This window comes from Streptomyces sp. HUAS CB01, from assembly GCF_030406905.1.
GTDB lineage: Bacteria > Actinomycetota > Actinomycetes > Streptomycetales > Streptomycetaceae > Streptomyces > Streptomyces chengbuensis.
This window is the reverse complement of the sequence record NZ_CP129137.1, coordinates 4773552-4797792: the sequence shown is the minus strand read 5'-3', so window position 1 is coordinate 4797792 and position 24241 is coordinate 4773552. Positions and strand designations below refer to the sequence as shown.

Annotated in this window: 20 protein-coding genes and 1 riboswitch; of the genes, 6 read left to right on the top strand and 14 right to left on the bottom strand. The window is 72.7% G+C overall.

Annotated elements, in window-relative coordinates:
- Nucleotides 1-19 precede the first annotated feature (19 nt).
- Nucleotides 20-110: riboswitch (ZMP/ZTP riboswitch) on the bottom strand.
- Between the two features lie 211 nt (nt 111-321).
- The gene (gene rocD, locus QRN89_RS21340; RefSeq protein ID WP_290350980.1) at nt 322-1530 is read left to right on the top strand and encodes an ornithine--oxo-acid transaminase; all 1209 of its coding nucleotides are present in this window, start codon (nt 322-324) and stop codon (nt 1528-1530) included.
- 334 nt (nt 1531-1864) lie between these two features.
- Here the strand turns inward: rocD and QRN89_RS21335 are convergent, their stop codons facing one another.
- Both QRN89_RS21335 and QRN89_RS21330 read right to left on the bottom strand, forming a co-directional pair.
- Nucleotides 1865-3073 (bottom strand): glutathionylspermidine synthase family protein, encoded by a 1209-nt coding sequence (locus tag QRN89_RS21335; RefSeq protein ID WP_290350979.1) that lies wholly within the window; start codon nt 3071-3073, stop codon nt 1865-1867.
- A gap of 13 nt (nt 3074-3086) precedes the next feature.
- Entirely contained in the window at nt 3087-3362 is a 276-nt protein-coding gene (locus QRN89_RS21330; protein ID WP_290350978.1) for a hypothetical protein, read from the bottom strand.
- A gap of 136 nt (nt 3363-3498) precedes the next feature.
- On the opposite strand from QRN89_RS21330, the gene QRN89_RS21325 reads away from it, so the two are divergent.
- The gene (locus tag QRN89_RS21325; protein ID WP_290353803.1) at nt 3499-4371 is read left to right on the top strand and encodes a DMT family protein; all 873 of its coding nucleotides are present in this window, start codon (nt 3499-3501) and stop codon (nt 4369-4371) included.
- A gap of 317 nt (nt 4372-4688) precedes the next feature.
- Here QRN89_RS21325 and pdxR read toward each other — a convergent pair whose 3' ends face one another.
- Complete coding sequence (gene pdxR / locus QRN89_RS21320) at nt 4689-6125, bottom strand: MocR-like pyridoxine biosynthesis transcription factor PdxR (RefSeq protein WP_290350977.1); 1437 nt, start codon at nt 6123-6125, stop codon at nt 4689-4691.
- Nucleotides 6126-6172: 47 nt separating this feature from the next.
- Between pdxR and QRN89_RS21315 the strand changes: the two genes are divergently transcribed.
- Nucleotides 6173-6670, top strand: a complete 498-nt coding sequence (locus QRN89_RS21315; protein ID WP_290350976.1) for a carboxymuconolactone decarboxylase family protein — start codon at nt 6173-6175, stop codon at nt 6668-6670.
- Nucleotides 6671-6678: 8 nt separating this feature from the next.
- The gene (locus QRN89_RS21310) at nt 6679-6996 is read left to right on the top strand and encodes an isocitrate lyase/phosphoenolpyruvate mutase family protein (RefSeq protein WP_290350975.1); all 318 of its coding nucleotides are present in this window, start codon (nt 6679-6681) and stop codon (nt 6994-6996) included.
- 471 nt (nt 6997-7467) lie between these two features.
- Here QRN89_RS21310 and QRN89_RS21305 read toward each other — a convergent pair whose 3' ends face one another.
- From QRN89_RS21305 to QRN89_RS21265, 9 genes are all read right to left on the bottom strand, one after another.
- Nucleotides 7468-8430, bottom strand: a complete 963-nt coding sequence (locus QRN89_RS21305; protein WP_290350974.1) for an ABC transporter substrate-binding protein — start codon at nt 8428-8430, stop codon at nt 7468-7470.
- 32 nt (nt 8431-8462) lie between these two features.
- Entirely contained in the window at nt 8463-10430 is a 1968-nt protein-coding gene (locus QRN89_RS21300; protein WP_290350973.1) for an ABC transporter permease, read from the bottom strand.
- A gap of 67 nt (nt 10431-10497) precedes the next feature.
- A complete protein-coding gene (locus tag QRN89_RS21295) occupies nt 10498-11619 on the bottom strand; it encodes a quaternary amine ABC transporter ATP-binding protein (protein ID WP_290350972.1) in 1122 nt (373 codons plus the stop codon).
- Nucleotides 11616-13157: a GMC family oxidoreductase gene (locus tag QRN89_RS21290; protein WP_290350971.1), complete on the bottom strand. Its 1542-nt coding sequence runs from the start codon at nt 13155-13157 to the stop codon at nt 11616-11618. Before QRN89_RS21290 ends, QRN89_RS21295 begins: the two co-directional genes overlap by 4 nt.
- Before the next feature lie 27 nt (nt 13158-13184).
- On the bottom strand, nt 13185-14666 hold the full coding sequence (locus tag QRN89_RS21285; protein ID WP_290350970.1) for an aldehyde dehydrogenase family protein: 1482 nt from the start codon (nt 14664-14666) through the stop codon (nt 13185-13187).
- A 578-nt stretch (nt 14667-15244) separates the two neighbouring features.
- A complete protein-coding gene (locus QRN89_RS21280) occupies nt 15245-16234 on the bottom strand; it encodes a malate dehydrogenase (RefSeq protein ID WP_290350969.1) in 990 nt (329 codons plus the stop codon).
- A gap of 269 nt (nt 16235-16503) precedes the next feature.
- The gene (locus QRN89_RS21275; RefSeq protein WP_290350968.1) at nt 16504-17532 is read right to left on the bottom strand and encodes an XRE family transcriptional regulator; all 1029 of its coding nucleotides are present in this window, start codon (nt 17530-17532) and stop codon (nt 16504-16506) included.
- Nucleotides 17533-18144: 612 nt separating this feature from the next.
- The gene (locus QRN89_RS21270) at nt 18145-18984 is read right to left on the bottom strand and encodes a DUF3017 domain-containing protein (protein WP_290350967.1); all 840 of its coding nucleotides are present in this window, start codon (nt 18982-18984) and stop codon (nt 18145-18147) included.
- A 5-nt stretch (nt 18985-18989) separates the two neighbouring features.
- On the bottom strand, nt 18990-19847 hold the full coding sequence (locus tag QRN89_RS21265) for a bifunctional methylenetetrahydrofolate dehydrogenase/methenyltetrahydrofolate cyclohydrolase (RefSeq protein ID WP_290350966.1): 858 nt from the start codon (nt 19845-19847) through the stop codon (nt 18990-18992).
- Nucleotides 19848-20206: 359 nt separating this feature from the next.
- Between QRN89_RS21265 and QRN89_RS21260 the strand changes: the two genes are divergently transcribed.
- Nucleotides 20207-20788, top strand: coding sequence for a hypothetical protein (locus QRN89_RS21260; protein ID WP_290350965.1), 582 nt, complete (start codon nt 20207-20209; stop codon nt 20786-20788).
- A 119-nt stretch (nt 20789-20907) separates the two neighbouring features.
- On the opposite strand, the gene purH is transcribed toward QRN89_RS21260, so the two are convergent.
- Together purH and purN are read right to left on the bottom strand one after the other, a co-directional pair.
- Entirely contained in the window at nt 20908-22488 is a 1581-nt protein-coding gene (gene purH, locus QRN89_RS21255) for a bifunctional phosphoribosylaminoimidazolecarboxamide formyltransferase/IMP cyclohydrolase (RefSeq protein WP_290350964.1), read from the bottom strand.
- Nucleotides 22475-23092 (bottom strand): phosphoribosylglycinamide formyltransferase, encoded by a 618-nt coding sequence (purN, locus tag QRN89_RS21250; RefSeq protein WP_290350963.1) that lies wholly within the window; start codon nt 23090-23092, stop codon nt 22475-22477. The genes purH and purN overlap by 14 nt, the downstream gene beginning before the upstream one ends.
- Nucleotides 23093-23318: 226 nt before the next feature.
- Between purN and QRN89_RS21245 the strand changes: the two genes are divergently transcribed.
- Complete coding sequence (locus tag QRN89_RS21245) at nt 23319-24134, top strand: hypothetical protein (protein ID WP_290350962.1); 816 nt, start codon at nt 23319-23321, stop codon at nt 24132-24134.
- Nucleotides 24135-24241 lie beyond the last annotated feature (107 nt).

Genomic DNA, 24241 nt, shown 5'->3' with positions numbered 1-24241 from the left:
GGGCAGATGGCGGGTGCGTCCCGGGTGCCCAGGCGGGCGGCACCTCGCAGGTTCTGCCGCACACGGCTCCCCCGCGGTTCGTTCCGCGTACGCCAGTCGCCGTGCGTACCGCCCACCCTAGTGGTGGTGGCCCCCGGGCCCGGCCACGGGTGCGCGAACGGCGAGGAAACGGGAAGGTCTCCGGCGAACGGCGATCGGAAGCCCAATGTTTCTTCATCCGGTGACCGAGCGACGATAGAAAGGGGCACGCACCCCGGCCCTGGGCCGATCGGGGCGACCCACGCCGCAGTGGACCCACGCCGCAGTACGAACGGAGACCCCGTGTCTGCAACGGAGAGAGCCATCGCCTCCGCGGAGGCGCACAGCGCCCACAACTACCACCCGCTGCCCGTCGTCATCGCGACGGCGGACGGCGCGTGGATGACGGACGTCGAGGGGCGCCGCTTCCTCGACATGCTCGCCGGGTACTCGGCGCTCAACTTCGGCCATGGCAACCGGCGCCTGATCGACGCCGCCAAGGCCCAGCTGGAGCGGGTGACGCTGACCTCGCGGGCGTTCCACCACGACCGGTTCGCCGACTTCTGCACCCAGCTCGCCGAGCTGTGCGGCATGGAGATGGTGCTGCCGATGAACACCGGGGCGGAAGCGGTGGAGACCGCCGTGAAGACCGCCCGCAAGTGGGGCTACAAGGTCAAGGGCGTCCCGCCCGGGCAGGCGAAGATCGTCGTCGCGGCGAACAACTTCCACGGCCGGACGACGACGATCGTCAGCTTCTCCACGGACGCGGAGGCGCGGGCCGACTTCGGTCCGTACACGCCGGGCTTCGAGATCGTGCCGTACGGCGATCTCACCGCCCTGCAGGCCGCGTGCAGCGCGAACACGGTGGCGGTGCTGCTGGAGCCGATCCAGGGCGAGGCCGGGGTCCTGGTGCCGCCGGCCGGCTATCTCGCCGGGGTCCGGGAACTGACCCGCGAGCGGAACATCCTGTTCATCGCCGACGAGATCCAGTCCGGCCTGGGCCGCACCGGACGCACCTTCGCCTGTGAGCACGAGGGCGTCGTCCCCGACATGTACATCCTCGGCAAGGCCCTCGGGGGCGGTGTCGTCCCGGTGTCCGCGGTGGTGTCCTCCTCCGAGGTCCTGGGGGTCTACCGGCCGGGCGAGCACGGCTCGACGTTCGGCGGCAACCCGCTGGCCTGCGCCGTGGCACTGGAGGTCGTCGCGATGCTGCGCACCGGCGAGTTCCAGCAGCGGGCGAGCGAGCTGGGTGACCATCTCCACCATGAACTCGGGCTGCTGGTCGGCGGCGGCGCGGTGGACGCGGTACGCGGCCGCGGGCTGTGGGCCGGCGTCGACATCTCTCCCTCGCACGGCACGGGCCGGGAGATCTCCGAGAAGCTCATGGACCGCGGTGTCCTGGTCAAGGACACGCACGGCTCGACGATCCGGATCGCGCCGCCGCTGGTGATCAGCAAGGAGGACCTGGACTGGGGCCTCGACCAGCTGCGCGCGGTGCTGACGGGCGGCTGAGCGGGGAGCGGGAGCGAGGTCCGGGAGAGGGCATGACCTGACCGGGGCACGCACGACGGACGGTGGTCCGGGCCGGCTCGTCCGGGCCCGGACCACCGCCGCGTCCGGCCGCAGCCCGAGCCTCGCCGCCCGAGCCCCGTCGCCTCCCCGTCCTGGACCCTGCCCGTCCTGGACCCTGCCCGTCCTGGACCCTGCCCGTCAGGGATCCCGTACATCGGACGTTGCCGGACGGGGACCGCAGCGGGACCCGGCCGGTCGGGACCCCGTGGCTCGCCCGCGCCGGGAGCCTGTCCTCCGCTTCCGTGCTGCGTCCTGCCATCGGGTGTCCCTCCCGTCAGAGGATCACGTGTGGCAGGAACCTTGCGTACTCGTCCGTGATCAGTCCCGAGGATTCGCGGATGCCGAGCCCGGCCGCCTCGTTCTCGACGACCCAGGCGCCGAGCACCACGCGGTTCCCCCCGTCGGAGCCTTCGCCCCCGGGCGACGTCAGATCGGGGAGCGGCGCCAACTGCTGGTAGCAGCAGGGCTCGTCGCGCACCTCGGGCGCCGTTCCCGGCTCGTGGACCGTGATGCCCGAGCCCTCCCGGCCCAGAAGCGGTTTGGCGACCCAGCCGGTGGAGGCGGCGAGTTCACGCGGGCCGTCGAGATAGGCGGGCAGCAGGTTCGGATGACCGGGGTAGAGCTCCCACAGCACCGCGAGCAGCGCCTTGTTGGAGAGCAGCATCTTCCAGGCGGGCTCGATCCAGCAGGTGCTGCCGGTGCCGCCGCCGTTGTCCAGGGTGTCCAGGACGTACGGGCCGAAGCGGTCCGTCGTCAGCCATTCCCACGGGTACAGCTTGAAGCAGCTGCGGATGAAGCGGAGCCGTTCGTCCACGAATCGACCCGACAGCCGGTCCCAGCCGATCCGTTCCACGGACAGCGCCTCGGTGGTCAGCCCGGCCTGCTGGGCGGTCTCGCGCAGATACGCGACCGTCATCAGGTCCTCGCCCAGCTCGTCGCCGTCGGAGTGCACGAAGTGCAGTGGGCCGGGCGGCAGCAGCGGGGCCTGCCGCTTCCAGGCGTCGACCAGGCGCTCGTGCAGCGAGTTCCACTGGTCGGCACCCGGGAAGCGGTCCTCCATCCAGAACCACTGGGGGCTGGCCGCCTCCACCAGCGACGTGGGGGTGTCGGCGTTGTACTCCAGCATCTTGGCCGGTCCGGCGCCGTCGTAGCGCAGGTCGAACCGCCCGTACAGGGAGGGGAGTTCGGCGCGCCGCTGCCAGGACCGGGCGACGAGGCCCGCGAGCCGGGGGTCGGTGATGCCGAGGTCCGCGAAGCGGTCGTGCTCGACGATGTGGGCCGCCGCGGCGAGGCACATGGCGTGCAGTTCCTCGACCACCTCCTCCAGCGCCTCGACCTCGGGCAGCGAGAACGCGTAGTAGGCGCTCTCGTCCCAGTACGGCCGCAGGGAACCGTCCGGGTAGCGGGTGAGGGGATAGACGAGACCCTGCTCCTCGACGATCCGCTGCCAGCCGGGGCGGGGTTCGATGGTGAGCCGCTTCATGCCGCCGGGCCGCTCAGCCGCCGCCGGAGCCGGAGCAGCCGAAGCCGCCGCGCTCCACGGCGGCCTTGTCGAAGCTGCCGCCCGAGACCTTGCCGCTCGACTTGCTGCCGCCGTAGTAGTACGCGCCGCTGCCCCTGTCGTCGTCGCACTCGTAGCTCGGCAGCACCTCGCGCGTGTCCCGGTCGACGCAGCGTCTGTCGGGCTCCGAGCCGCACGACGTGATCGCCGCCGCGAGCACCCCCATACCGCCGAGCACCACCGTGCTCGACCTCAGCCTGCGACGTGCCATCCTCCGGGCCTCCCCCTCGGCGTACGGACATTGCCGGCCGATCGATCGGCCGCCGGACAGACTAGATCGCGCCTGCGGACATCCGTAACCCGGTCCACAAACCCTCCCCGTCTAGAGTCGTTTTGTGATCTTTGGGATGCTCTGCGCGCTGGGTGCGTCGGTCTGCTACGGCACGGCCACCGTCTTCCAGGCCGTCGCCGCACGGGCGGCCGTCGGACAGGACCGGGCGGCGTCGCGCTCGGGGGTGGACGCCGCGCTGTTCGTGCGCGCGGTGCGCCAGTGGCGCTACCTCCTCGGACTCGCCCTCGACGGCGCGGGGTTCGTCCTGCAGGTCGTGGCGCTGCGGCTGATCCCGATCTACGCGGTCGGGGCGGCGCTGGCGGCGAGTCTGGCCGTGACCGCGGTACTGGCGACGCGCGTGCTGGCGGTGCGGTTGAGCCGGACGGAATGGACGGCGGTCGGCGTGGTCTGCGCGGGCCTCGCGATGCTGGGGCTCGCCTCGGGGCCGGAAGGCAGGGCGTCCGCACCGCCGTGGCTGGAATGGGCGCTGCTCGGCACGGCCGTCGTCGTGCTGCTGGGCGGTGCGGCCGCAGGCCGGCTGCCCGGACGCTCGCGTGCCCTGGTGCTGGGCCTGTGCGCCGGGCTCGGCTTCGGGCTGCCGGAGGTGGCGGTGAGGCTGCTGGACCGGCCCTCGCTGACCGATCCGGCGCTGTACGCACTGCTGCTGGGCGGTGCGGCGGCGTTCCTGCTGCTCACTTCGGCGTTCGCGCACGGCTCCGTCACGACGGCCACGGCGGGCATGGTCCTCGCGGAGACCATCGCCCCGGCGGCCGTGGGCGTGGTCTGGTTGGGCGACCGCACCCGCGAGGGCCTGGCCTGGCTCGCGGTCCTCGGCTTCGCCGTCTCCGTGGGCGGGGCGCTGGCGCTCGCACGTTTCGGCGAGATCCCGGCCGCGGCGTCACCGTCCCGCCCCGCCGGAGACACGCCGGGTGACCGGGACCGCCGCTGACCCGGCAGGGTGCGGGCCGGCGCCCGGCGCCCCGGCCGTGGGCGCTCTGGCCGACGGCACTCCGGCGAACGACCGGCGGATCACCGGGCAAGTGACGGACCAGCGGGCTCAGCGCGGGCGCCCCACCCGGCCGGCAGGCTCAGCACCGGTGCCACCACCGACCAGCGTCCTCGGCGTCCGCCCGAGCCCACGGCGGCTGCGCAGTCCGCGCCCGTCGCGCTCGCCGCCCGTCGCAGGTGGTCGGCGCTCGATGCGGGCGCCCCCGTACGCCCGCGCCCCGTACCGGCACCCGCACCCGCACCCGCACCCGCACCGGCTCAGGGAAGCACCCGGCACAGTGCGTCCAGCGCTCCCGACCAGGCGCTGTCCGCGGGGGTGCCGTAGCCGACGACGAGGGCGTCCGGGCCCGGCGGCGTGGAGGGGTGGTGGAACCGGCCGAGGCCCGCGACGGCGAGGCCCTGCCAGGCCGCGGCCCGGACGATCGCGCGTTCGGTCCCCGTCGGGAGCTCGAGCACCGCGTGCATCCCGGCCGCGATGCCGCTCACCCGGACAGCGGGGGCACGTTCGGCGAGCGCCTCGACGAGCTGGTCGCGCCGGCGGCGGTAGCGCAGCCGCATGGCCCGCACATGGCGGTCGTAGGCGCCGGAGGAGATGAACTCGGCCAGGGTCAGCTGGTCCAGCGCGCCCGAGGACCAGTCCGACTCCCCCTTCGCAGCGGCTACGTCGTCCACCAGCGCCTCCGGGAGGACCATCCACCCCAGCCGCAGCCCGGGGGCGAGGGACTTGCTCGCCGTGCCGAGGTAGACGACCCGCTCGGGGTCCAGCCCCTGGAGCGCGCCGACGGGCTGCCGGTCGTACCGGAACTCGCCGTCGTAGTCGTCCTCCAGGATCAGTCCGCCCGTGCTGCGGGCCCAGTCGACCGCGGCGGTACGCCGGTCCGGGGGGAGCGCGACCCCCATCGGGAACTGGTGGGCGGGCGTCAGCAGCACCGCGCCCGCGGCCTTGGACGCAACGAGGTCGCCGGTACGGGTGCCGCGTGCGTCGAAGCGCAGCGCCGACAGCCGCAGCCCGGCGTCGGTCAGCCGCTTCCAGTGCACGTCGAGCCCGTACGCCTCGACCGCCACCTCCCGTACGCGGCCCCTGAGCCCCGACGACGGCGCCCCGGCCCGCAGCACCGCGGCGAGCAGCATCAGCCCGTGGACGTAGCCCGAGCAGATCACGATCCGGTCGGGGTCGGTGTACACCCCACGGGCCCGGGCCAGGTAGTCGGCGAGCGCGGTGCGAAGCTCCGGCCGCCCGCGCGGATCGCCGTAGCCGAACGCCTCGTGCGGGGCGGCGGTCACCGCGCGCCGTGCCGCCCTGAGCCACTCGGCGCGCGGGAACGACGCCAGATCGGGTGAGCCGGGCATCAGGCTGTACGCCGGGCGGCCGCGCGCCTGGCTGGGGCGCGGCGGGGACGGGACCGGCCGGCGAGGCACGGCGCGCCGGGCGACCCGGGTACCCGAGCCCTGCCGTGCGGTGAGCCACCCCTCCGCGACGAGTTCGCCGTACGCGTCGGCGACGGTGTTGCGGGCGATGCCGAGATCGGCGGCGAGCGTCCGCGAGGAGGGCAGCCGGGTGCCGGGGGCGAGCCTGCCGCTGCGGACCGCGTCCCGCAGCGCGTCCGTAAGCCCGGTGCGCAGGCCGGTGCCGCGCAGCTCCACATGGAGGTCGGCGCCGGCGCCGGCTCGGAAAGTGGCCCAGTCGTTCGTCATGGAAATGGACCATACCTATGTGCCATGTGCCGCGTACGGTCGAAGACATGTCTGAGACCCGTAACGACTTCAACCACGAGCACAGCCCCCGTATGCAGTGGGCCAAGCACGCCCCCGAGGTGTACAGGGCCATGGTCAAGCTGGACGCGGCCGCCCAGCAGGGGGTCGACCCCACGCTGCTGGAGCTGGTCAAGATCCGCGCCTCCCAGCTCAACCACTGCGCCTTCTGCCTCGACATGCACACCAAGGACGCGCTGGCGGCCGGCGAGTCGGTCGACCGGATCATCCAGCTGAGCGCCTGGGAGGAGTCGCAGCACTTCTACACGGCCCGGGAGATCGCGGCGATCGAGCTGACGGACGCCGTGACGGTACTGACGGACGGTTTCGTCCCGGACGAGGTGTACGAGAAGGCCGCGAAGCACTTCGAGGAGGCGGAGCTGGCGCAGCTGATCGCGGCGATCGCCGTCATCAACGCGTGGAACCGCTTCGGCGTGACGACGCGGATGGTGCCCGGCCACTACACGCCCGGCCAGTACAAGCACTGAGGGCCGCGATGTCCGCGCAGGACTTCAACGCGCGCGTCGACACGTTCCTGCGCGGGGTGTCCGACCCCGGTGCTGCCGCGATCGACCGGGCGCGGCTGTACGTGGCGGCGGGCGCGGACCGCGTGCACCCGATCGACGCTCCGGCGGACGCGCTGCCGCGACTGCGCCGGGAGGTCACGGGCCCGATCAACGCCGTGGGCTGCCCCGGCGCCCCGGACGTCCCGGCCCTGGGCCGCCTCGGCGCCACCCGCGTCACCTTCGGCCCGGGCCTGCTGCTGCACACGCTCGACGCGCTCCGCGAGTGGTCGACGAGGCTGCGCGGCTGACCGCGGGCGCACCGGTCCGGCGGGCACCACCGCCTCGGCGGCAGCCGCCGGCCGGGGCATGCGGAGCCGGCGGCCGCGCCGACCCGCACCGCTGACCCGGCTCCGGGACCGGGGCGGGGCCCGGCGCGAACGGCTCCGGGACCGGCGCCCCGTGGCCCCGCGACGCACCCGGTCCGTACGCGCGGGACACCCGGCGCCCCAAGAAGACGCCCGCCCCGCGACGCACCCGGTCCGTACGTGCGCGCCCCCCGGCGCCCAAGAAGCGCCCGCCCCGCGACGCACCCGGTCCGTACGCGCGGGACACCCGGCGCCCCAAGAAGACGCCCGCCCCGCGACGCACCCGGTCCGTACGTGCGCGACCCCCGGCGCCCAAGAAGCGCCCGGGCGCGGGGCGCGGCCCTGACGCACAGGGGTCGCGCACCGCGCAAGGGCAGGGGCCCCGACGGGGCCCGGAGGCCCGTCAGCCCTCCGTCACTTCTTGGGCAGCCACGCCTTCCAGGTCGCCTCGTTCTCCTTCACCCACTTCTCGGCCGCGGCCTCCGGCGACATCTTCTCGCCGGCGATCATCAGCGCGACCTCGTTCTGCTGCTCGGTCGTCCACCTGAAGTTCTTCAGGAACTCGGCGGCCTCGCCGCCCTCCTTCGCGAAGTCCGCGTTGAGGAACTTCTGCAGCGGGGTGTGCGGGTAGGCGCACGCGACCTTCTTCGGGTCGGCGTCGCAGCCCTCCTTGTACTCCGGCAGCTTGACCTCGACCATGTCGATCTGGGCGTTCAGCCACTGCGGGGTCCACCAGTACGTCAGGAAGGGCTTCTTGTCCTTCGCGTACTTCTTGATGGCCGTGATCTGCGCGGCCTCGGAGCCCGCGTAGTTGGTCTTCAGGTCCAGCTTCAGATTGCTGATGATCGCGTCGTCGTTGGTGACGTAGTCGGGCGAGCCCTCCAGCAGTTCGCCCTTGTCACCGCTCTCCGCGGTCCTGAACTCCTTGGCGTACTTGTTGAGGTTCTTCCAGTCCGTCACATCGGGGTGCTTGTCCGCGAAGTACTTCGGGACGTACCAGCCGATGTGCCCGGTGACACCGAGGTCGCCGCCCTTGACGACGGTCTTCTTGGTGTCGACGTACTGCTTCTCCTCCTTGGGGTGGCCCCAGTCCTCGAGGATCGCGTCGATGTCGCCCTTGGACAGCGCGTCCCAGGCCAGGACCTCGCCCATCTGCTGGGTCTTGACCTTGTAGCCGAGCTCCTTCTCGAGGATCTGCTTGGCCACGGCGACGTTCGCCTGGGCGCCGACCCAGGACGGGACGGTCAGCTTGACGGTCTTGTCGCCGCCGACGTCGTTGCTCTTGCCGGTGTCGGCGGCTCCGCAGGCGGTGAGGGAGAGGACGCCGAGGGCTCCGGCTACGGCCACGGCGGTACGGAGGGTACGGGCGGTGCGCATGGTGCTCCTGTCGAGAGATCCGGAAAGGTGGGTCAGCGGGGGGTGCGGGAGGTCCGCTGGGTGACGCGGTCCAGGACGAGCCCGAGGCAGACGATCGCGATCCCGGCCGTCATGCCGAGGCCCATCTCGCCCCGGGACAGGCCCTTGATCACGTCGTAGCCGAGCGCGCCTCCGCCGACGAGACCGCCGACCACGACCACGGCGAGCACCAGCACCACGCCCTGGTTGACGGCGAGCTGCAGTGCCGGACGGGCCAGCGGCAGCTGGACGCCGAGGAGCTGCTGGCGCGTTGAGGCGCCGAGCGAACGGGACGCCTCCACGGCCGCCGGGTCCACCTCGCGCAGGCCCTGGGTGGTGATGCGCACGACCGCGGGCAGCGCGTACACGACGGCCGCCACGATCGCCGAGGTACGGGTGGCTCCGAAGAGCGCGACGACCGGGATGAGGTACACGAACTGCGGCATCGTCTGCATGGCGTCCAGCAGCGGCCGCACCCACCGTTCGAGACGTCCGGCGCGGGCGCACAGCACGCCCGCGAGGAAGCCGAGCACCAGCGTGAGCACCAGTGCCGCGAGCACCTGGGAGAGCGTGTCCAGGGACTTGGCCCACACCCCGAGCACGCCGATCGCCGCCATCGCAGCGGTCGCCGTGACCGCGGAGACCCAGTTGCCGACGAGCCAGGCCGCGGCGGCGACCAGCAACAGCACGGACCACCAGGGCAGCCACATCAGCACGTCCCGCAGCGGATTCAGCACCCACAGCGTGAACTCGCGCGCCCAGACCTCGGTGAAGGTCAGGTTCTCGGTGATCCACTCCTGTGCCTTGTTGACCGGCGTGGAGATGTCGTACGTCCAGGCGTCGGGCCAGGTCGTGGTGCGCACGGCCGCCGCTGCGGCCACCGCGGCGGCCACCAGCGCCCATGCGCGGCCTCCGTGCAGCCAGCTCCCGGCGGGCGCCGGCGTGCCGGAGGCGTCGCCCGCGGCCGCCGTCGTGCGGTCCAGCCAGACCGCGATGAGCACGATCGGGAGACCCGCGGCGAACGCCTTGCCGACGTCCGTGGTCGACAGCGCCGAGTACACCTCCTCGCCGAGGCCGCCGGCGCCGACCAGCGCGGCGATGACCACCATGGACAGCGCCATCATGATCGTCTGGTTGAGGCCGAGGAGCATCTGCCTCCGGGCGAGGGGCAGCCGGGCGGTCCAGAGCCGCTGCCAGCCGCTCGCGCCGAGCGACGCGGACGCCTCCAGTGCCGCCGGGTCAGCACCGCGCAGTCCGAGCGCGGTGAGCCGGGCCATCGGCGGAGCGGCGTAGATGACGGTGCAGAACAGCGCGGCGGGCGTTCCCGTGCCGAAGACCAGCACGAACGGCAGGAGGTACGCGAAGGCCGGCATCACCTGCATGGTGTCGAGCACCGGGCGCAGTGCCCGGTCCACCCGGTCGGAGATCCCCGCGGCGAGACCGATCAGCGCGCCGAGCAGGGCGGCGACCGCGACGGACACCACCATCAGCGCGATGGTGAGCAGCGTGGCGTCCCACATCCCGAGCAGTCCGCAGACGGCGAACGCGCCGAGCGCCGTCAGCGCGACCCGCAGCCCGCGCCGCCCCAGTCCGGCGGCGCGCCAGGCGACGAGCACGGCGGCGGCCACGACACCGAGCCAGCCGAGCGCGTCGAGCCCCTGGTACACGGCGTCGACGCCGTCCGTGGCGGTGTTGGACAGGTGCAGCAGGAAGTACAGGAAGAGCGGGTGGGTGTCGCGGTTGTCGACGACCCATTCGTTGGCCGCGTCGAGCGGCCCCGATATGTCCGCGGTCAGCCCGGCGGGCCAGCCGCCTCCGCCGAGCAGGAGTGCGCCGAGCACGAGGAGCGCGGCGAGCACACCGCCGCCCGCGAGCAGCTTCCGGCGGCGCCGTACGGCGTCGCGCAGGCTGCCGGAGTCCTCGGCCCGGGCTTCGCCCGCGGTGGTCCCGGTCTTGGCGACGGTGGTGACGGTGGCGCTCATCGGCCCCACCTCCGGGTGCCGGCGGCCGGTTCGCGCGTGGGGCGGCACCCCAGGGGGACGGCCCTTCTCATGCCGCCACCCCCTGCGCCGGGACGCCCGCCACGACCGCGAGGAGCGCGGCGTGGTCCACGACGCCCAGGCAGCGTCCGCCCTCGACGACGCGCACGGGGCCGCCGGAGCGGGCGACCGCCTCGATCGCCTCGGAGACCGTCGCGCCGGGGGCGACCGCGGGGCCGTTCTCGGCCTCGGCCGCGTCACCGGCGGGGCGCATGGCCGTGCGGACGGTCATGACCTGCTCACGCGGCACGTCGCGGACGAAGTCCCGTACGTAGTCGTCGGCGGGTGAGCCGACGATCTCCTCCGGGGTGCCGAGCTGGACGATGCGCCCGTCCCGCATCAGGGCGATCCGGTCGCCGAGGCGCAGCGCCTCGTTCAGGTCGTGGGTGATGAAGACCATCGTGCGGCCCTCCTCGCGGTGCAGCCGGATCACCTCCTCCTGCATGTCACGGCGGATCAGCGGGTCGAGCGCGCTGAACGGCTCGTCGAAGAGCAGCACTTCGGGGTCGACGGCGAGGGCCCGGGCGAGGCCGACGCGCTGCTGCTGACCGCCGGAGAGCTGACCCGGACGGCGCTCCTCCAGTCCGTCGAGGCCGACCTTGGCGACGACCTCCGCGGCCCTGGCGCGCCGTTCCGCCCTGCCCACGCCCTGGATCTCCAGCCCGTAGGCGACGTTGTCGAGGACGGTGCGGTGCGGCAGCAGACCGAAGTGCTGGAAGACCATGGCGGCCCGGTGCCGGCGCAGCTCGCGCAGGCGGGCCTTGTCCATCGAGAGCACGTCCTCGCCGTCGATGGCGATCGAGCCGGAGGTCGGTTCGATCAGCCGGGTCAGCGTGCGCACGAGCGTGGACTTGCCGGAGCCGGAGAGCCCCATGACGACGAAGACCTCGCCCCTGCGCACGTCGAAGCTGACGTTGCGCACGGCGGCCGTGCAGCCGGTGCGCTCGCGCAGCTCAGCGGGGCCCAGCGCCGCGAGTTCGGCCGAGCCGGGCACACGGTCCGCCCGGGGCCCGAACACCTTCCACAGGTCGCGCACCGCGAACACGGGCGGTTCCCCGTTCCCGGTGGCGTCGCCGGCCGTACCGGGGGCCTTGGTGTCGATGTCGATCGTTTCCCTGGTGTCGCCGTTCATCGCGCCTCATTTCCCGTCAGCGTCAGCAGATCCGCACATTTCTCGCCGACCATCAGCACTCCGATCATCGGGTTGACGGCCGGCATCGTCGGGAAGACGGACGCGTCGGCGATCCGGATTCCTTCGAGCCCCCGGATTTTCAGATCCGGGTCGACCACGGCCAGTTCATCGGCGGAGGAGCCCATTCGGCAGGTGCCGGCCGGGTGGTAGACCGTGTGGGCGACCTTGCGCGCGTACTCGCTCAGCTCCTCGTCGCCGGTGATCTCCGGCCCCGGGCAGACCTCCCGCTTCAGCCAGCCGGCCAGCGGTTCGGACTTCGCGATCTCCCGGGCGATCCGGATGCCGTCGACGAGCGTCCGGCCGTCGTAGTCGTCCTCGTCGGTGAAGTAGCGGAAGTCCAGGGCGGGCTTGACCTCGGGGTCCGCGCTGGTCAGGTAGAGGCGGCCACGGCTGCGCGGCTTGGGGATGTTCGGCGTCATCGACACGCCGTGCGCGGGCCGTTCGTAGCCCAGCCGCTCCGGATTGTCCGTGAACGGGATCTGGTAGAAGTGGAACATCAGGTCGGGGCCGCGCTCGGTGTCGTCGCGGCGCACGAACAGACCGGCGTCGGAGTCCATCGCCGAGTTCTCCGGGATCGGCCCGTGGGTCTCCCAGACGATCACCGACTCGGGGTGGTCCAGCAGGTTCTCGCCGACGCCCGGCAGATCGTGGACCACGGGGATGCCGAGGGCCTCCAGGTCGCCCTTGGGCCCGATGCCGGAGTGCATCAGCAGCCGCGGCGTGTCCACGGCCCCGGCGCAGACGATCACCTCGCGTCGCGCCCGGAGCAGCCGCTCCTCCCCGTCCTTCGAGCGGACGTGCACGCCGCGGGCCCGGGTGCCGTCCAGCTCCAGCCGGTACGCCCAGGTCTCCAGCAGCACGGTGAGGTTGGCCCGTTCGTCCATCACGGGGTGGAGGTAGGCCACCGACGCCGAGGAGCGCTTGTTGTTCTCGGGGTGGTACGCGAGGTCGAAGAAGCCGACGCCCTCGTGGAACGGCTTCTTGTTGAAGCCCTCGACGCGCGGCACGCCGAGCGCCGACCCGGCGGCCTCGACGAAGTCCCGGGCGATGGCGTTGCGGTCGGCCTCGTCGACCGGGACGACGTTGTTGAGCAGCTTGCCGAAGTACGGGTCCATGGCGGCGGCGTCCCAGCCGTCGGCCCCCGCCTCGGCCCATTCGTCCCAGTCGGACGGCAGCGGCTTGAACGCGATGAGCGTGTTGTGCGAGGAGCAGCCGCCGAGCACCCGGGCGCGGCTGTGCCGGATGTGGGAGTTGCCGCGCGGCTGTTCGGTGGTGGGGTAGTCGTAGTCGAGTTCCCCGCCCAGGAGGCCCATCCAGCGGCGCAGGGTGAGGACGTCCTCGCGGTCCACGTCGCTCGGGCCGCCCTCGATGACGGCCACGGTGACGTCGGGGTCCTCGGTCAGGCGGGAGGCGATCACCGATCCGGCGGTGCCGCCCCCGACGACGACGTAGTCGTAGGCATAGTCGTGCTCGGTCATGGTGGTGGTTGCTCCTGCTCCCCGTGATCAGCCCGCGAACCAGCGCACGGGGCGCGGGGCGAGGTTCTGATAGATGTGCTTGGTCTCGCGGTACTCGGCGAGCCCGGCGGGACCGAGCTCCCGGCCGATGCCGGACTTGCCGAAACCGCCCCACTCCGCCTGAGGCAGGTACGGGTGGAAGTCGTTGATCCAGACGGTGCCGTGGCGCAGCCGCGCCGCGACCCGCCGGGCCCGCCCGGGGTCGCTGCTCCAGACGCCGCCCGCGAGGCCGTACTCGGTGTCGTTGGCGAGCGCGACGGCCTCGTCCTCGGTGCGGAAGGTCTCGACGGTGAGCACCGGGCCGAAGACCTCTTCGCGCACGACGCGCATGGTGCGGTCGCACCGGTCGAGGACGGTCGGCCGGTAGAAGTACCCGGGCCCGTCGGGCCGCTTGCCGCCGGCGCGCAGCACCGCGCCCTCGGCGAGGGCGGAGGACACGTACTCCTCGGTCTTCGCCAACTGCTGGGCGGAGACGAGCGGTCCGCACTCGACGCCGTCGTCCGTGCCGCGGCCGAGCCGGATCAGCTCGGCGCGGCGGGCGAGTTCGGCGACGAACCGCTCGCGCAGGGATTCCTCGACGATGAGGCGGGAGCCGGCGGAGCAGACCTGGCCGCTGTGGATGAAGGCGGCGTTCAGCGCCTGGTCGACGGCGGTGTCGAAGCTCTCGTCGTCCCTGCAGGCGTCGGCGAACACGACATTGGGGTTCTTGCCGCCGAGCTCCAGGGCGACCTTCTTGACGCTGTCGGCGGCGGCCCGCATGACCTTGGTGCCGCTGGCGAGCCCGCCGGTGAAGGAGACGAGGTCGACGTCGGGGTGCTCGGCGAGGCGGGCGCCCACCGGGTCGCCGGGGCCGGTGACGAGGTTGGCGACACCGTCCGGGAGCCCTGCCTCCGACAGCAGGCGGATCAGGGCGACGGTACTGAGCGGGGTGATCTCGCTCGGCTTGACGACGAAGGTGTTGCCCGCCGCGAGGGCCGGCGCGATCTTCCAGCTCGCCTGCAGCAGCGGGTAGTTCCACGGGGTGATCAGACCGCACACGCCGACCGGCTCGTGCACGACCACGCTGTGGATGTCCGGCGAGCCGGCGTCCACGACGCGTCCGTTCTCGTTGACGACGAGGTCGGCGAAGTAGCGGAAGGCGTCGGTGACGCAGTCGACGTCGACGCGGCCCTCCTCCACGGTCTTTCCGGCGTCGCGGCTCTCCAGGCGCCCGAGTTCCTCGCGGTCCCGCTCCAGCAGCCCGGCGACCCGGCGCAGCAGCGCCGCCCGCTCGGCCACCGGTGTACGGGGCCACTCCCCCTCGTCGAACGCCTTGCGCGCGGCGGCGATCGCGGCGTCGGTGTCCTCGGCCCCGCCCTCCGCCACGACCGCGAAGGGGGTGGCGTCAGCGGGGTCGAGGATCTCGCGCGTGGCGCCGGAGACGGCTTTGCGCCATTCTCCGGCCACGTGGATGGTCAGTTGTGCCGACACGTCGCGTTTGGCCTTCCGTTCCCGTTATGTCTCTCACCAGCAAGGACTGGCGAGCGGGTCGCCTGCCCCGCGGGACGGAAAGCATGCGTGACGGGTGGCCGGAAGTAACGCGTGTCACTCTCCGGGGAAGTCGTCGTCCGGCTCGTCACGGACGGTGAGCCCGCACCGTCGGACGGCGTTCGGCGAAGGCCGGGGGGCGGACCGTACGGCGCCGGGCGGTGGCGAGGACGGGCTCGCGGGGCCCCGGACGGGGCCTCTTGACTTCCGTCGAATCGGGAGGAAACTGGTATTTACACCAGAAAACCGCAGAGAGCCGCACTCCCTCGGAAGAGACGTCTTGCCGGAGGGCGTGACCCCCTCGGCTCTGGCTAGGCCCCCGGCGAGAAGAGCGAGGACCAGCGCGATCGGCGACGACCGGCGCGCAGGAATTCGCCCGGACCACCGGGGACTGTTTTGTTTCCGGGGACTGTTCCGGGGACCTTCCCCGGCTGTTCCGGGGCGATCAGCGATACGGAAACGCCTGTGGGGCGCCGCGCGTTCGCGCGGCGCCCCACAGGCGCTCACCGGTCACCCGGTCGTCAGATGAGGCCGAGGCCGCGGACCGCCTCGCGCTCCTCCTCGAGCTCCTTCACCGACGCGTCGATGCGGGTGCGGGAGAACTCGTTGATGTCCAGGCCCTGGACGATCTCGTACGCGCCGCCCTTGCAGGTGACCGGGAAGGAGGAGATCAGGCCCTCCGGGACGCCGTAGGAGCCGTCCGACGGGATGCCCATGGAGGTCCAGTCGCCCTCGGCGGTGCCGTTGACCCAGGTGTGGATGTGGTCGATCGCGGCGTTCGCGGCCGAGGCGGCCGAGGAGGCACCGCGGGCCTCGATGATCGCGGCGCCGCGCTTGGCGACGGTCGGGATGAAGGTGTCCGCCAGCCACGCCTGGTCGTTGACGACCTCCGCGGCGTTCTTGCCCGCGATCTCCGCGTGGAAGACGTCCGGGTACTGGGTCGCGGAGTGGTTGCCCCAGATGGTGAGGCGCTTGATCTCGGAGACCGGGGCGCCGGTCTTGGCGGCCAGCTGCGACAGCGCGCGGTTGTGGTCGAGGCGGGTCATCGCGGTGAAGCGCTCGGCCGGTACGTCCGGGGCGGCGGCCTGCGCGATGAGCGCGTTCGTGTTGGCCGGGTTGCCCACGACGAGGACCCTGATGTCGTCAGCGGCGCGGTCGTTGATGGCCTTGCCCTGCGGCTTGAAGATGCCGCCGTTGGCCTCCAGCAGGTCGCCGCGCTCCATCCCCTTGGTGCGCGGGCGGGCGCCGACGAGCAGCGCGACGTTGGCGCCGTCGAAGGCGACGTTCGGGTCGTCGGTGATGTCGATGCCCTGGAGCAGCGGGAAGGCGCAGTCGTCGAGCTCCATCGCGGTGCCCTCGGCGGCCTTCAGGCCCTGCGGGATCTCGAGGAGGCGGAGCCTGACCGGCACGTCCGCGCCGAGCAGTTGGCCCGAGGCGATGCGGAAGAGCAGCGCGTAGCCGATCTGGCCGGCGGCGCCGGTGACGGTGACATTCACGGGAGTGCGGGTCATGGCGATCTCCGTAAGACAGCTGGCGGTGGGGGTCCCTGCCCCTGGTGCTGGACATCTCCACCGTAGTGATCGGCACCGCCGTGATCGGCGTGATCGGCGTGATCGACGCGTACGGCGGCGCCGGTTCGGCACGGTCCGCGCCGATCGGCACCGACGGCACCGATCGCGGTGATCGATCTCTCGACGTGAAGAGATATCCAGCGGTCAGGCTATCCGACCCGGACCCCCCGGAACCCCCGGCCCCTTGTGGTGCGGCTCACGGGAGCGCACTACTGCTCCGTCGTGCAGCCCTCGGTGCCGGTCGTCAGCGTGGCGCACGCTTCGGCCTCCGACTCCGCGGCCACGGCGACCATCGGGGTGTAGGCGTCCTTGTCCGCGTTGACGAGACCGTTCTCGCTCTCGCCGTCGGCGCTTATCTGCACCTTGTCGCCCGGCGTGGCCTGGGTGATCCGCGCCCATGCGGCCCCGCAGGTCTTGCTGTAGCGCACCTCGACGACGGCGGTGCCGACGTTCGTCCGGGAGGCGGTCGTCGCGAGCTGTCCGCCGCACCCCATGTTCTCGGGGTCCTGGCCCGTGCAGTCGGCGCCGAAGCACTTCACGCCCGCGGGCAGCTCCGGTGCGCTGGTCGTCGGCGCCGCGGAGGGCGACTTGGCCACCGTGCCCGGCTCGTCGCCGCCACCGCCGAGGTCGGTCAGCAGCACCGCGGCCGCGATCACCAGCAGCGCACCGACGAGACCCGCCAGGAACACCGTCGTCCTGCGCCGCCCGCGCCCCTGGCCCGGACCGCCGGGCGAGGCGGGGGCACCGGCGTACGAGGGCCCCGACGGCTTCCCGGGCCGTCCCGATCCGCTGCGGGGCTGGGCGGGCACGTGCGGCCGGTCGCGCGGGCCCTCGCCGTCCGGCGCGGCGGTGGTCAGTCCGCCGGAGCGGCCGGCCGGGGCCGTGGGCCCGTTCGGCCCGAACTCACCCAGCGCGGCCCGCGCCTGGGATATCCGGATGGCCTCCATCGTCATGTCGTGGCGCATCTCGGCGCGGCTCCAGGCGCGCTCGGCCAGCTCCCACATGGTCGTGAGGTGGACGGGATTGGTGCCGGTCACCTCGGCGAGCGCGACGATCGCGCCCTTGGGTGCGAGCAGCCGTCCGTTGAGAAAGCGCTCCCACGACGTCTTGCTGTATCCGGTGCGGTCCGCGACGGCGGCGATGCTGAGCCCGCTGCGGTCGACGAGCCGGCGCAGCTGGCTCGCGAACTCCCTCACCTGCGGGTCGAGTTCTTCCGGTAGCGCCTTCCAACGAGGCATTGCCTCCCCCTTGTCCCCCGAATACGTGCCTGATGTGCCCCGCGCCGTGGTGCCCCCCGCCACGCCTCCGGGTCCGCGTCGTGACGGACTACCCGGAGGGATGCGCGAAGCCAGGATGACAGTTCCTGGCGCCGGGGCGCACGGGGGCATTCGGGACGATGCCGTACCCCGCGTGCGCCGCCGTTCCGAAAGCCGGGCTCAGTCTCGCATCCGTTGCCCGACGATCACACCATGGCGGAACGGTCACCTCCGTGCCACAGGCCCCGGCCGTCCCTTGTCGCTGTTTGGCGCGTGCATGACCCTGAATCACGCGACGGCGTCCGTCCTCCTCGGGGGAGGGGACGGCCGCCGCCGGCCACGGGGGTACCTGGCTGCGGGCGGGCGCACGAGCCCGCCCGCAGCCGAGGCGCCCGGCCCCACCGGGGGCTCCGGCCGGGCTTCAGCCCGGGGCCTTGCCCCGTGACCCGCCGCCGGCCGCATCCGCCCGCGCGGCGACAAGAGGAACGGCGCCGTCAGATGCGGGGGAACGGACGGGAGGTCCGGCCCGGCCGGCGGTACGCGGGCGGAGTGCCGCTCGGGGCGTCGCGAGCCGGTGGAGCGTTCCGTCACGGCCTAACGCACGGTGAAGCGGACCGCTTCCTCCAGGAACGGGATCTCCAGCCACGGCTGCGGCTGGACCATCAGGGCGAGCAGCACGATGACGGTGCCGAGCAGCCCGTACGTGACCATGTCGGTGAAACGCGAGCGCACCGCCAGCATGCCCACGGACGGCAGCGCCCGGCGCAGCGCGGCGCCGGTGAGCAGCGCGAGGCCGACGAGCATCGTGCCGACCCTGAACGCCTGGTCGAACGGGTCCACGCCGACGATCAGCAGACCGAGCGCCGCGAGCCCGAGGACCGTGAGCAGCGGCCACTGGCGCGCGGGCGCCGGAGCGTCACCGGGCGCGGCACGTCCGCCGCCCTCGGGACGCGCGGTGTCACGGGTGACGGCGGGCGGGCGCCGCGACCTGCTCGCGGCCCGCTCGGCGGTGTCGGTCCGGTCCTCCGCCGGCCCGGGAGGGGAACCGGGCTCCGCCTCCTCGGCGGCAGCGGCCGCGCCAACGGTCGTCGCCGCACGGTCCGCGTCGTCCGCGGAGCTGTTCGTCGCCGCACGTTCCGCGGAGCCGTCCGACACCGTGCGGTCCGCGGCGGGGGCGGAGACGCCCGCCGTACCGGCTTCGCGCCCGACGGGGCCCGCTCCGTTCCGCGCGGCGGGCTCGCCGGACGCTTCGGGCCGGCTGCCGTTCGCGTGCCCCGCCGCCCGGTCCGCACCGTCGGCCCCGTTCACGGACGGGGACGTGCCGGGCGTGCCCGGGGTGCCCGCCGGCTCGCCCTGCGGGCCGCGGGACGCACCGCTCGCCCGGGCCGGCCGGCGGCCGGCCGCGGACTCGGCGTGGTTGTCCGGGATGTCCATGGATCTCAGTCCGCGGCTGCGAGCTCGGCCGCCTCGACGACGTTGACGAGGAGCATGGCGCGGGTCATCGGGCCGACGCCGCCCGGGTTGGGCGAGAGCCAGCCGGCGACCTGCGCGACGTCCGGGTGGACGTCGCCGACGATCTTCCCGTTGCCGTCCCGGCTGACGCCGACGTCCAGCACCGCGGCGCCCGGCTTGACGTCCTCGGGACGGACCAGGTGGGCCGAGCCCGCCGCGGCCACGATGATGTCGGCCTGGCGCAGATGCGAGGAGAGGTCCCGCGTACCGGTGTGGCACTGGGTGACCGTCGAGTTCTCGCTGCGGCGGGTCAGCATCAGCGGCAGGGAGCGTCCGATGGTGGTGCCGCGGCCCACGACGACGACGTGCGCGCCCTTCAGTTCCACCTCGTACCGGCGCAGCAACCGGATCACACCGTTCGGCGTGCACGGCAGCGGGGCGGGCTCGTTCAGTACGAGACGGCCGAGGTTCGTCGGGTGCAGGCCGTCCGCGTCCTTCGACGGGTCGATCAGCTCCAGCACGCGGTTCTCGTCGACGCCCTTCGGGAGCGGCAGCTGCACGATGTATCCGGTGCAGTCCGGGTTCTCGTTCAGCTCGCGGACGACCGCCTCGATCTCCTCCTGCGTGGCGGTCTCCGGCAGTTCGCGCTGGATGGAGGCGATGCCCACCTCCGCGCAGTCGCGGTGCTTGCCGGCCACGTACTTCCGGCTGCCGACGTCGTCACCGACCAGGACGGTCCCGAGGCCGGGCGTGAATCCCCTGGCCTTGAGCGCCGCCACACGGGCGGCCAGTTCGGACTTGATCTCGGCCGCGGTGGCCTTGCCATCGAGAATCTGGGCGGTCATGCCCCCCATCCTCGCGGATGACCCCGTCCCGGTTCCAATCAGGTTCGGCTCGGGCCGCTCTCGGGTCCGGCTCGGGCCACCCGGTCCCGGCGGCGTTCCACCGCCCGCCACCCCGGAGGAGTTCGCACCGGCCACCCCCGGGATCCTTGCGGCATGCCCCTGCACGGTTCGCTGAGCGGTACACGAGGTTGCACTTGCACAACACATTGGCATATCGACTGGACAAGAAGTCGGCGGTAATACGACGATGAGCCGCGCAGTGTCGCGGGCAGTGTCGGGGGGCAGACCGCTAAGTCACATATGACGTTCCTCCGTCAGGGCCGCGTCGTCCCCGCAGAACCCGACGGAGGAATCCCGCCATGAGCTTCGGCGACCCGAACAACCCGTACGGCCAGCAGCAGGGCCAGCCGGGCTACGGCTACCCGCAGGGCCAGCAGCAGCCGCCCCAGCCCGGCTACGGCTACCCCCAGGCCCCGCCCGTCCAGCCGTACGGTGGCGGCTATCCCGGCACCCCCATGTCGATGCCCGGCCTGATGCAGACCGCCCGCGTCCTGCTCTTCATCGTCGGCGGCCTGCAGATCATCCTCGGCATCATCGCCGCCTTCGCGATCGCCGCGGCCCAGGACGTGGCCGACTCCGTGGGCGCGGGTGAGCAGACCGGTCCGCTCGCCGGTCTCGGATTCGCCGTCGTCCTCATCCTCCTGGCCTTCGCCGCCTGGGCGATCGTCCTGGGTGTCAAGTTCGCCAAGGGCGGCAACGGCGTGCGGGTGACGACGATCGTCTACGCCTCCCTGTTCATCCTGGGCAGCCTCACCAACTTCGCGGCCGGCGAGGCGAGCTCGGCGGTCGGCGGCGTCATCGGGCTGGCCATCGGCGGCATCATCCTCGCCGCGATGGTCAACAGCAGCGCCTCCGCGTGGTTCAACCGCCCGCGCTACTGACCCTTCCGCCCCGGACGGCCGAGCCGGTCCGTCCCCGGCGCGCCAGGCAGGCACGAAGGCCGTAACCCCCGCCGACGAGCGGGCGTTACGGCCTTCGGCCTGTCGGGCGCCGGTGCGCGTCAGTGGAAGAAGTGACGCGTGCCGGTGAAGTACATCGTCACGCCGGCCTTGCGCGCCGCCTCGACGACCTGCTCGTCACGGACCGAACCGCCCGGCTGGACCACGGCCTTGACGCCGGCAGCGGTCAGGATCTCCAACCCGTCGGGGAACGGGAAGAACGCGTCGGAGGCGGCATAGGCCCCGGCCGCCCGCTCCTCGCCCGCGCGCTCGACGGCGAGCTTGGCGGAGTCGACCCGGTTGACCTGGCCCATGCCGACACCCACGCTCGCGCCGTCCTTGGCGAGGAGGATCGCGTTGGACTTGACGGCACGGCAGGCCCGCCAGGCGAAGGCGAGTTCGGCCAGCTCCTCCGCGGACAGCGCCTCACCGGTGGCGAGGGTCCACGCGGCCGGGTCGTCGCCCCCGGCCTGGAGGCGGTCGGTGACCTGGAGCAGCGCGCCCCCGTCGATCGGCTTGACCTCCACCGGCGCTGACGGGGCGTCGGGGCAGCGCAGCACACGGATGTTCTTCTTGCGCGCCAGCACCTCGACGGCGCCGTCCTCGTAGTCCGGGGCCACGATGACCTCGGTGAAGATCTCGGCAACCTGCTCGGCCATCGCCACCGACACCGGGCGGTTGACCGCGATCACGCCGCCGAACGCCGACAGCGGGTCGCAGGCGTGGGCCTTGCGGTGCGCCTCGGCGACGTCGGCGCCGATCGCGATGCCGCACGGGTTCGCGTGCTTGATGATGGCCACGCACGGCTCGGCGTGGTCGTACGCGGCACGGCGGGCCGCCTCCGTGTCCGTGTAGTTGTTGAACGACATCTCCTTGCCGTGCAACTGCTCGGCCTGGGCGAGCCCGCCGCCCTCCTCCGTGACGTACAGCGCGGCGCCCTGGTGCGGGTTCTCGCCGTAGCGCAGGACGTTCGAGCGGTGGTACGTGGCGCCGAGGAAGTCGGGGAACGCGCCTGCGGCGGAGCCGCTGTCGGAGGCGGCGTCGGCCGGGGCGTACGAGGAGGCGAACCAGGATGCGACCGCCACGTCGTACGCGGCGGTGTGCTGGAACGCCTCGGCGGCCAGGCGCTTGCGGGCGGCGAGGTCGAAGCCGCCGGAGGAGGCCGCGGTGAGCACGTCGGCGTAGCGCGCCGGGCTGGTGACGACCGCCACCGAGGGGTGGTTCTTGGCGGCGGCGCGGACCATCGACGGGCCGCCGATGTCGATCTGCTCGACGCACTCGTCGGGGCTCGCGCCCGAGGCCACGGTCTCCCGGAAGGGGTACAGGTTCACGACCACGAGGTCGAACGGCTCCACCCCGAGCTCGGCGAGCTGCTCGCGGTGCGCGTCGAGGCGGAGGTCGGCGAGGATTCCGGCGTGCACCCGCGGGTGCAGCGTCTTGACGCGGCCGTCCAGGCACTCGGGGAAGCCGGTCAGCTCCTCGACCTTGGTCACCGGGACACCGGCCGCGGCGATCCTCCCCGCGGTGGAACCCGTGGAGACGAGCTCGACGCCGGCCTCGTGGAGCCCTCGGGCGAGCACTTCCAGCCCCGTCTTGTCGTAGACACTGATCAACGCGCGACGGATGGGCTTATTCACCGACATGAACCTTTCGTCCCTCAATGCGGTAGCCGTTACGGGCCAGACGCCCCACGACCTCGACGAGCAGCTGGCGCTCGACTTCCTTGATGCGCTCGTGCAGAGCGGCTTCGTCGTCCTCGTTGCGGACCTCGACCACGCCCTGGGCGATGATCGGGCCCGTGTCGACGCCGTCGTCGACGAAGTGGACGGTGCAACCGGTGACCTTCACCCCGTAGGCGAGCGCGTCACGCACTCCGTGGGCACCGGGAAAGCTGGGCAGCAGCGCGGGGTGCGTGTTCACGAACCGGCCGCCGAAGCGGGCGAGGAAGTCCTTGCCGACGATCTTCATGAAGCCGGCCGAGACGACGAGATCGGGCTCGTACGCGGCCGTGGCCGCGGTCAGGGCGCGGTCCCACTCCTCGCGGGTGGCGTGGTCCCGGACCTTGCACACGAAGGTGGGAATGCCGGCGGCCCGGGCCCGCTCGAGACCGGCGATGCCGTCCCGGTCCGCGCCCACGGCGACGATCCGGGCGCCGAAGCCCTCGGGATCGTCGCCGATGGCGTCGAGCAGCGCCTGGAAGTTGGTGCCGGATCCGGAGACCAGGACGACGAGGCGGGCGGCAGCCACAAGGGACTCTTTTCGCGTTGCGGTTCGTATTTGTATGGTCGTACGAACGAAACGAGCCCGGCGATAGGGGAACTCTACGAAGCCGTCGACCGTCAGCAACGATACCGGCACACCGAGCGGCCCCCGCGGGACGGGGGCTGGGCCGGGAGGTAGCGTCTGGGGGCAGGGCCCGTCCCAGACGGAGTACCCGCGTACAGAGGTACACGAGGGGAAGACGTTCACCACCATGCCGGACCGATGCCGCCGCACGGCACTCCGCCTCCCGCTCTCCGCCGAGCGGGGCTCCCTGCTGCTGCGGGAACGCCAGTCCACGGAGCCCACGGAGCCGCCCAAGGACGAGAGCAATCCGTTCGCGCCTCCGCCGGCGGGCTCGCCGGACCAGCCGTGGCAGCCTCGGCACGGGTCGGATGACGACTCCTCGGGCCGGGACCGGCGTGGTTCCGGTGAGGACGGTGAGGGGGAGGACGGGCGGACACCCTGGGGCAGCCAGTGGAGCAACCGCCAGCCGGGCCGTTCCTCGGGCGGCTTCGGCGGCCGACCGGGCAAGGAAGGCGGAAGCGGCGGCGGCCAGGGCGGCCCGGAGGGCGGCCCCGGCCAGGGAACCGGTCTGCGCTGGGACCCGACGGATCCGGTCCAGCGCCGGGCCCGGTACGCACTCCTCGGCGGTATGTGGGCGTTCTTCTTCGCCCTGTTCGACTTCCCCGAGATCGCCCTCCTCCTCGGGGCCCTCGCGATCTACTGGGGCGGCAGCTCGCTTCGCGCCAAGTCCCGCCGGACGACGCCGGGCGACGCGACGTCCGCGGCGGCCCCCTCCCCCCAGGCGCCGGGACAGCCCTCGGGCCGTCCGCAGGTGACGGCGGCGGTGAGCGGACTCGTGATGGCCGGGATCGCCCTCACCATCGTGGCGATGACGTTCACGATGCAGCTGGTGTACCGGGACTTCTACACGTGCGTGTCCGACTCGCTGACGAAGACCGGCCAGATCTCCTGCAACACCCTGCTGCCGGAACCGCTGCGCGGGGTCATCGGCGTCAAGGAGTAGCCGGACCGCGGCGAGCGACGGCCACCCGGTGCGGCGCACACGCACCGCCGGGATCGGTCACCGCCGCCGGTCGCGTTCGGCACCGCGCACCCGCACCGGCCGCGTTC

Excerpts from the sequence above, each read along its gene's own strand:
- QRN89_RS21300 (WP_290350973.1), bottom strand. The coding sequence starts at position 10,430 with ATGAGCGCCACCGTCACCACCGTCGCCAAGACCGGGACCACCGCGGGC.
- QRN89_RS21335 (WP_290350979.1), bottom strand. The coding sequence starts at position 3,073 with ATGAAGCGGCTCACCATCGAACCCCGCCCCGGCTGGCAGCGGATCGTC.
- QRN89_RS21315 (WP_290350976.1), top strand. The coding sequence starts at position 6,173 with ATGTCTGAGACCCGTAACGACTTCAACCACGAGCACAGCCCCCGTATG.
- QRN89_RS21270 (WP_290350967.1), bottom strand. The coding sequence starts at position 18,984 with ATGGACATCCCGGACAACCACGCCGAGTCCGCGGCCGGCCGCCGGCCG.
- QRN89_RS21310 (WP_290350975.1), top strand. The coding sequence starts at position 6,679 with ATGTCCGCGCAGGACTTCAACGCGCGCGTCGACACGTTCCTGCGCGGG.
- QRN89_RS21245 (WP_290350962.1), top strand. The coding sequence starts at position 23,319 with ATGCCGGACCGATGCCGCCGCACGGCACTCCGCCTCCCGCTCTCCGCC.
- QRN89_RS21330 (WP_290350978.1), bottom strand. The coding sequence starts at position 3,362 with ATGGCACGTCGCAGGCTGAGGTCGAGCACGGTGGTGCTCGGCGGTATG.
- QRN89_RS21265 (WP_290350966.1), bottom strand. The coding sequence starts at position 19,847 with ATGACCGCCCAGATTCTCGATGGCAAGGCCACCGCGGCCGAGATCAAG.
- QRN89_RS21305 (WP_290350974.1), bottom strand. The coding sequence starts at position 8,430 with ATGCGCACCGCCCGTACCCTCCGTACCGCCGTGGCCGTAGCCGGAGCC.
- pdxR (WP_290350977.1), bottom strand. The coding sequence starts at position 6,125 with ATGACGAACGACTGGGCCACTTTCCGAGCCGGCGCCGGCGCCGACCTC.
- QRN89_RS21260 (WP_290350965.1), top strand. The coding sequence starts at position 20,207 with ATGAGCTTCGGCGACCCGAACAACCCGTACGGCCAGCAGCAGGGCCAG.
- QRN89_RS21295 (WP_290350972.1), bottom strand. The coding sequence starts at position 11,619 with ATGAACGGCGACACCAGGGAAACGATCGACATCGACACCAAGGCCCCC.
- QRN89_RS21275 (WP_290350968.1), bottom strand. The coding sequence starts at position 17,532 with ATGCCTCGTTGGAAGGCGCTACCGGAAGAACTCGACCCGCAGGTGAGG.
- QRN89_RS21325 (WP_290353803.1), top strand. The coding sequence starts at position 3,499 with ATGCTCTGCGCGCTGGGTGCGTCGGTCTGCTACGGCACGGCCACCGTC.
- purH (WP_290350964.1), bottom strand. The coding sequence starts at position 22,488 with ATGTCGGTGAATAAGCCCATCCGTCGCGCGTTGATCAGTGTCTACGAC.
- QRN89_RS21290 (WP_290350971.1), bottom strand. The coding sequence starts at position 13,157 with ATGACCGAGCACGACTATGCCTACGACTACGTCGTCGTCGGGGGCGGC.
- QRN89_RS21280 (WP_290350969.1), bottom strand. The coding sequence starts at position 16,234 with ATGACCCGCACTCCCGTGAATGTCACCGTCACCGGCGCCGCCGGCCAG.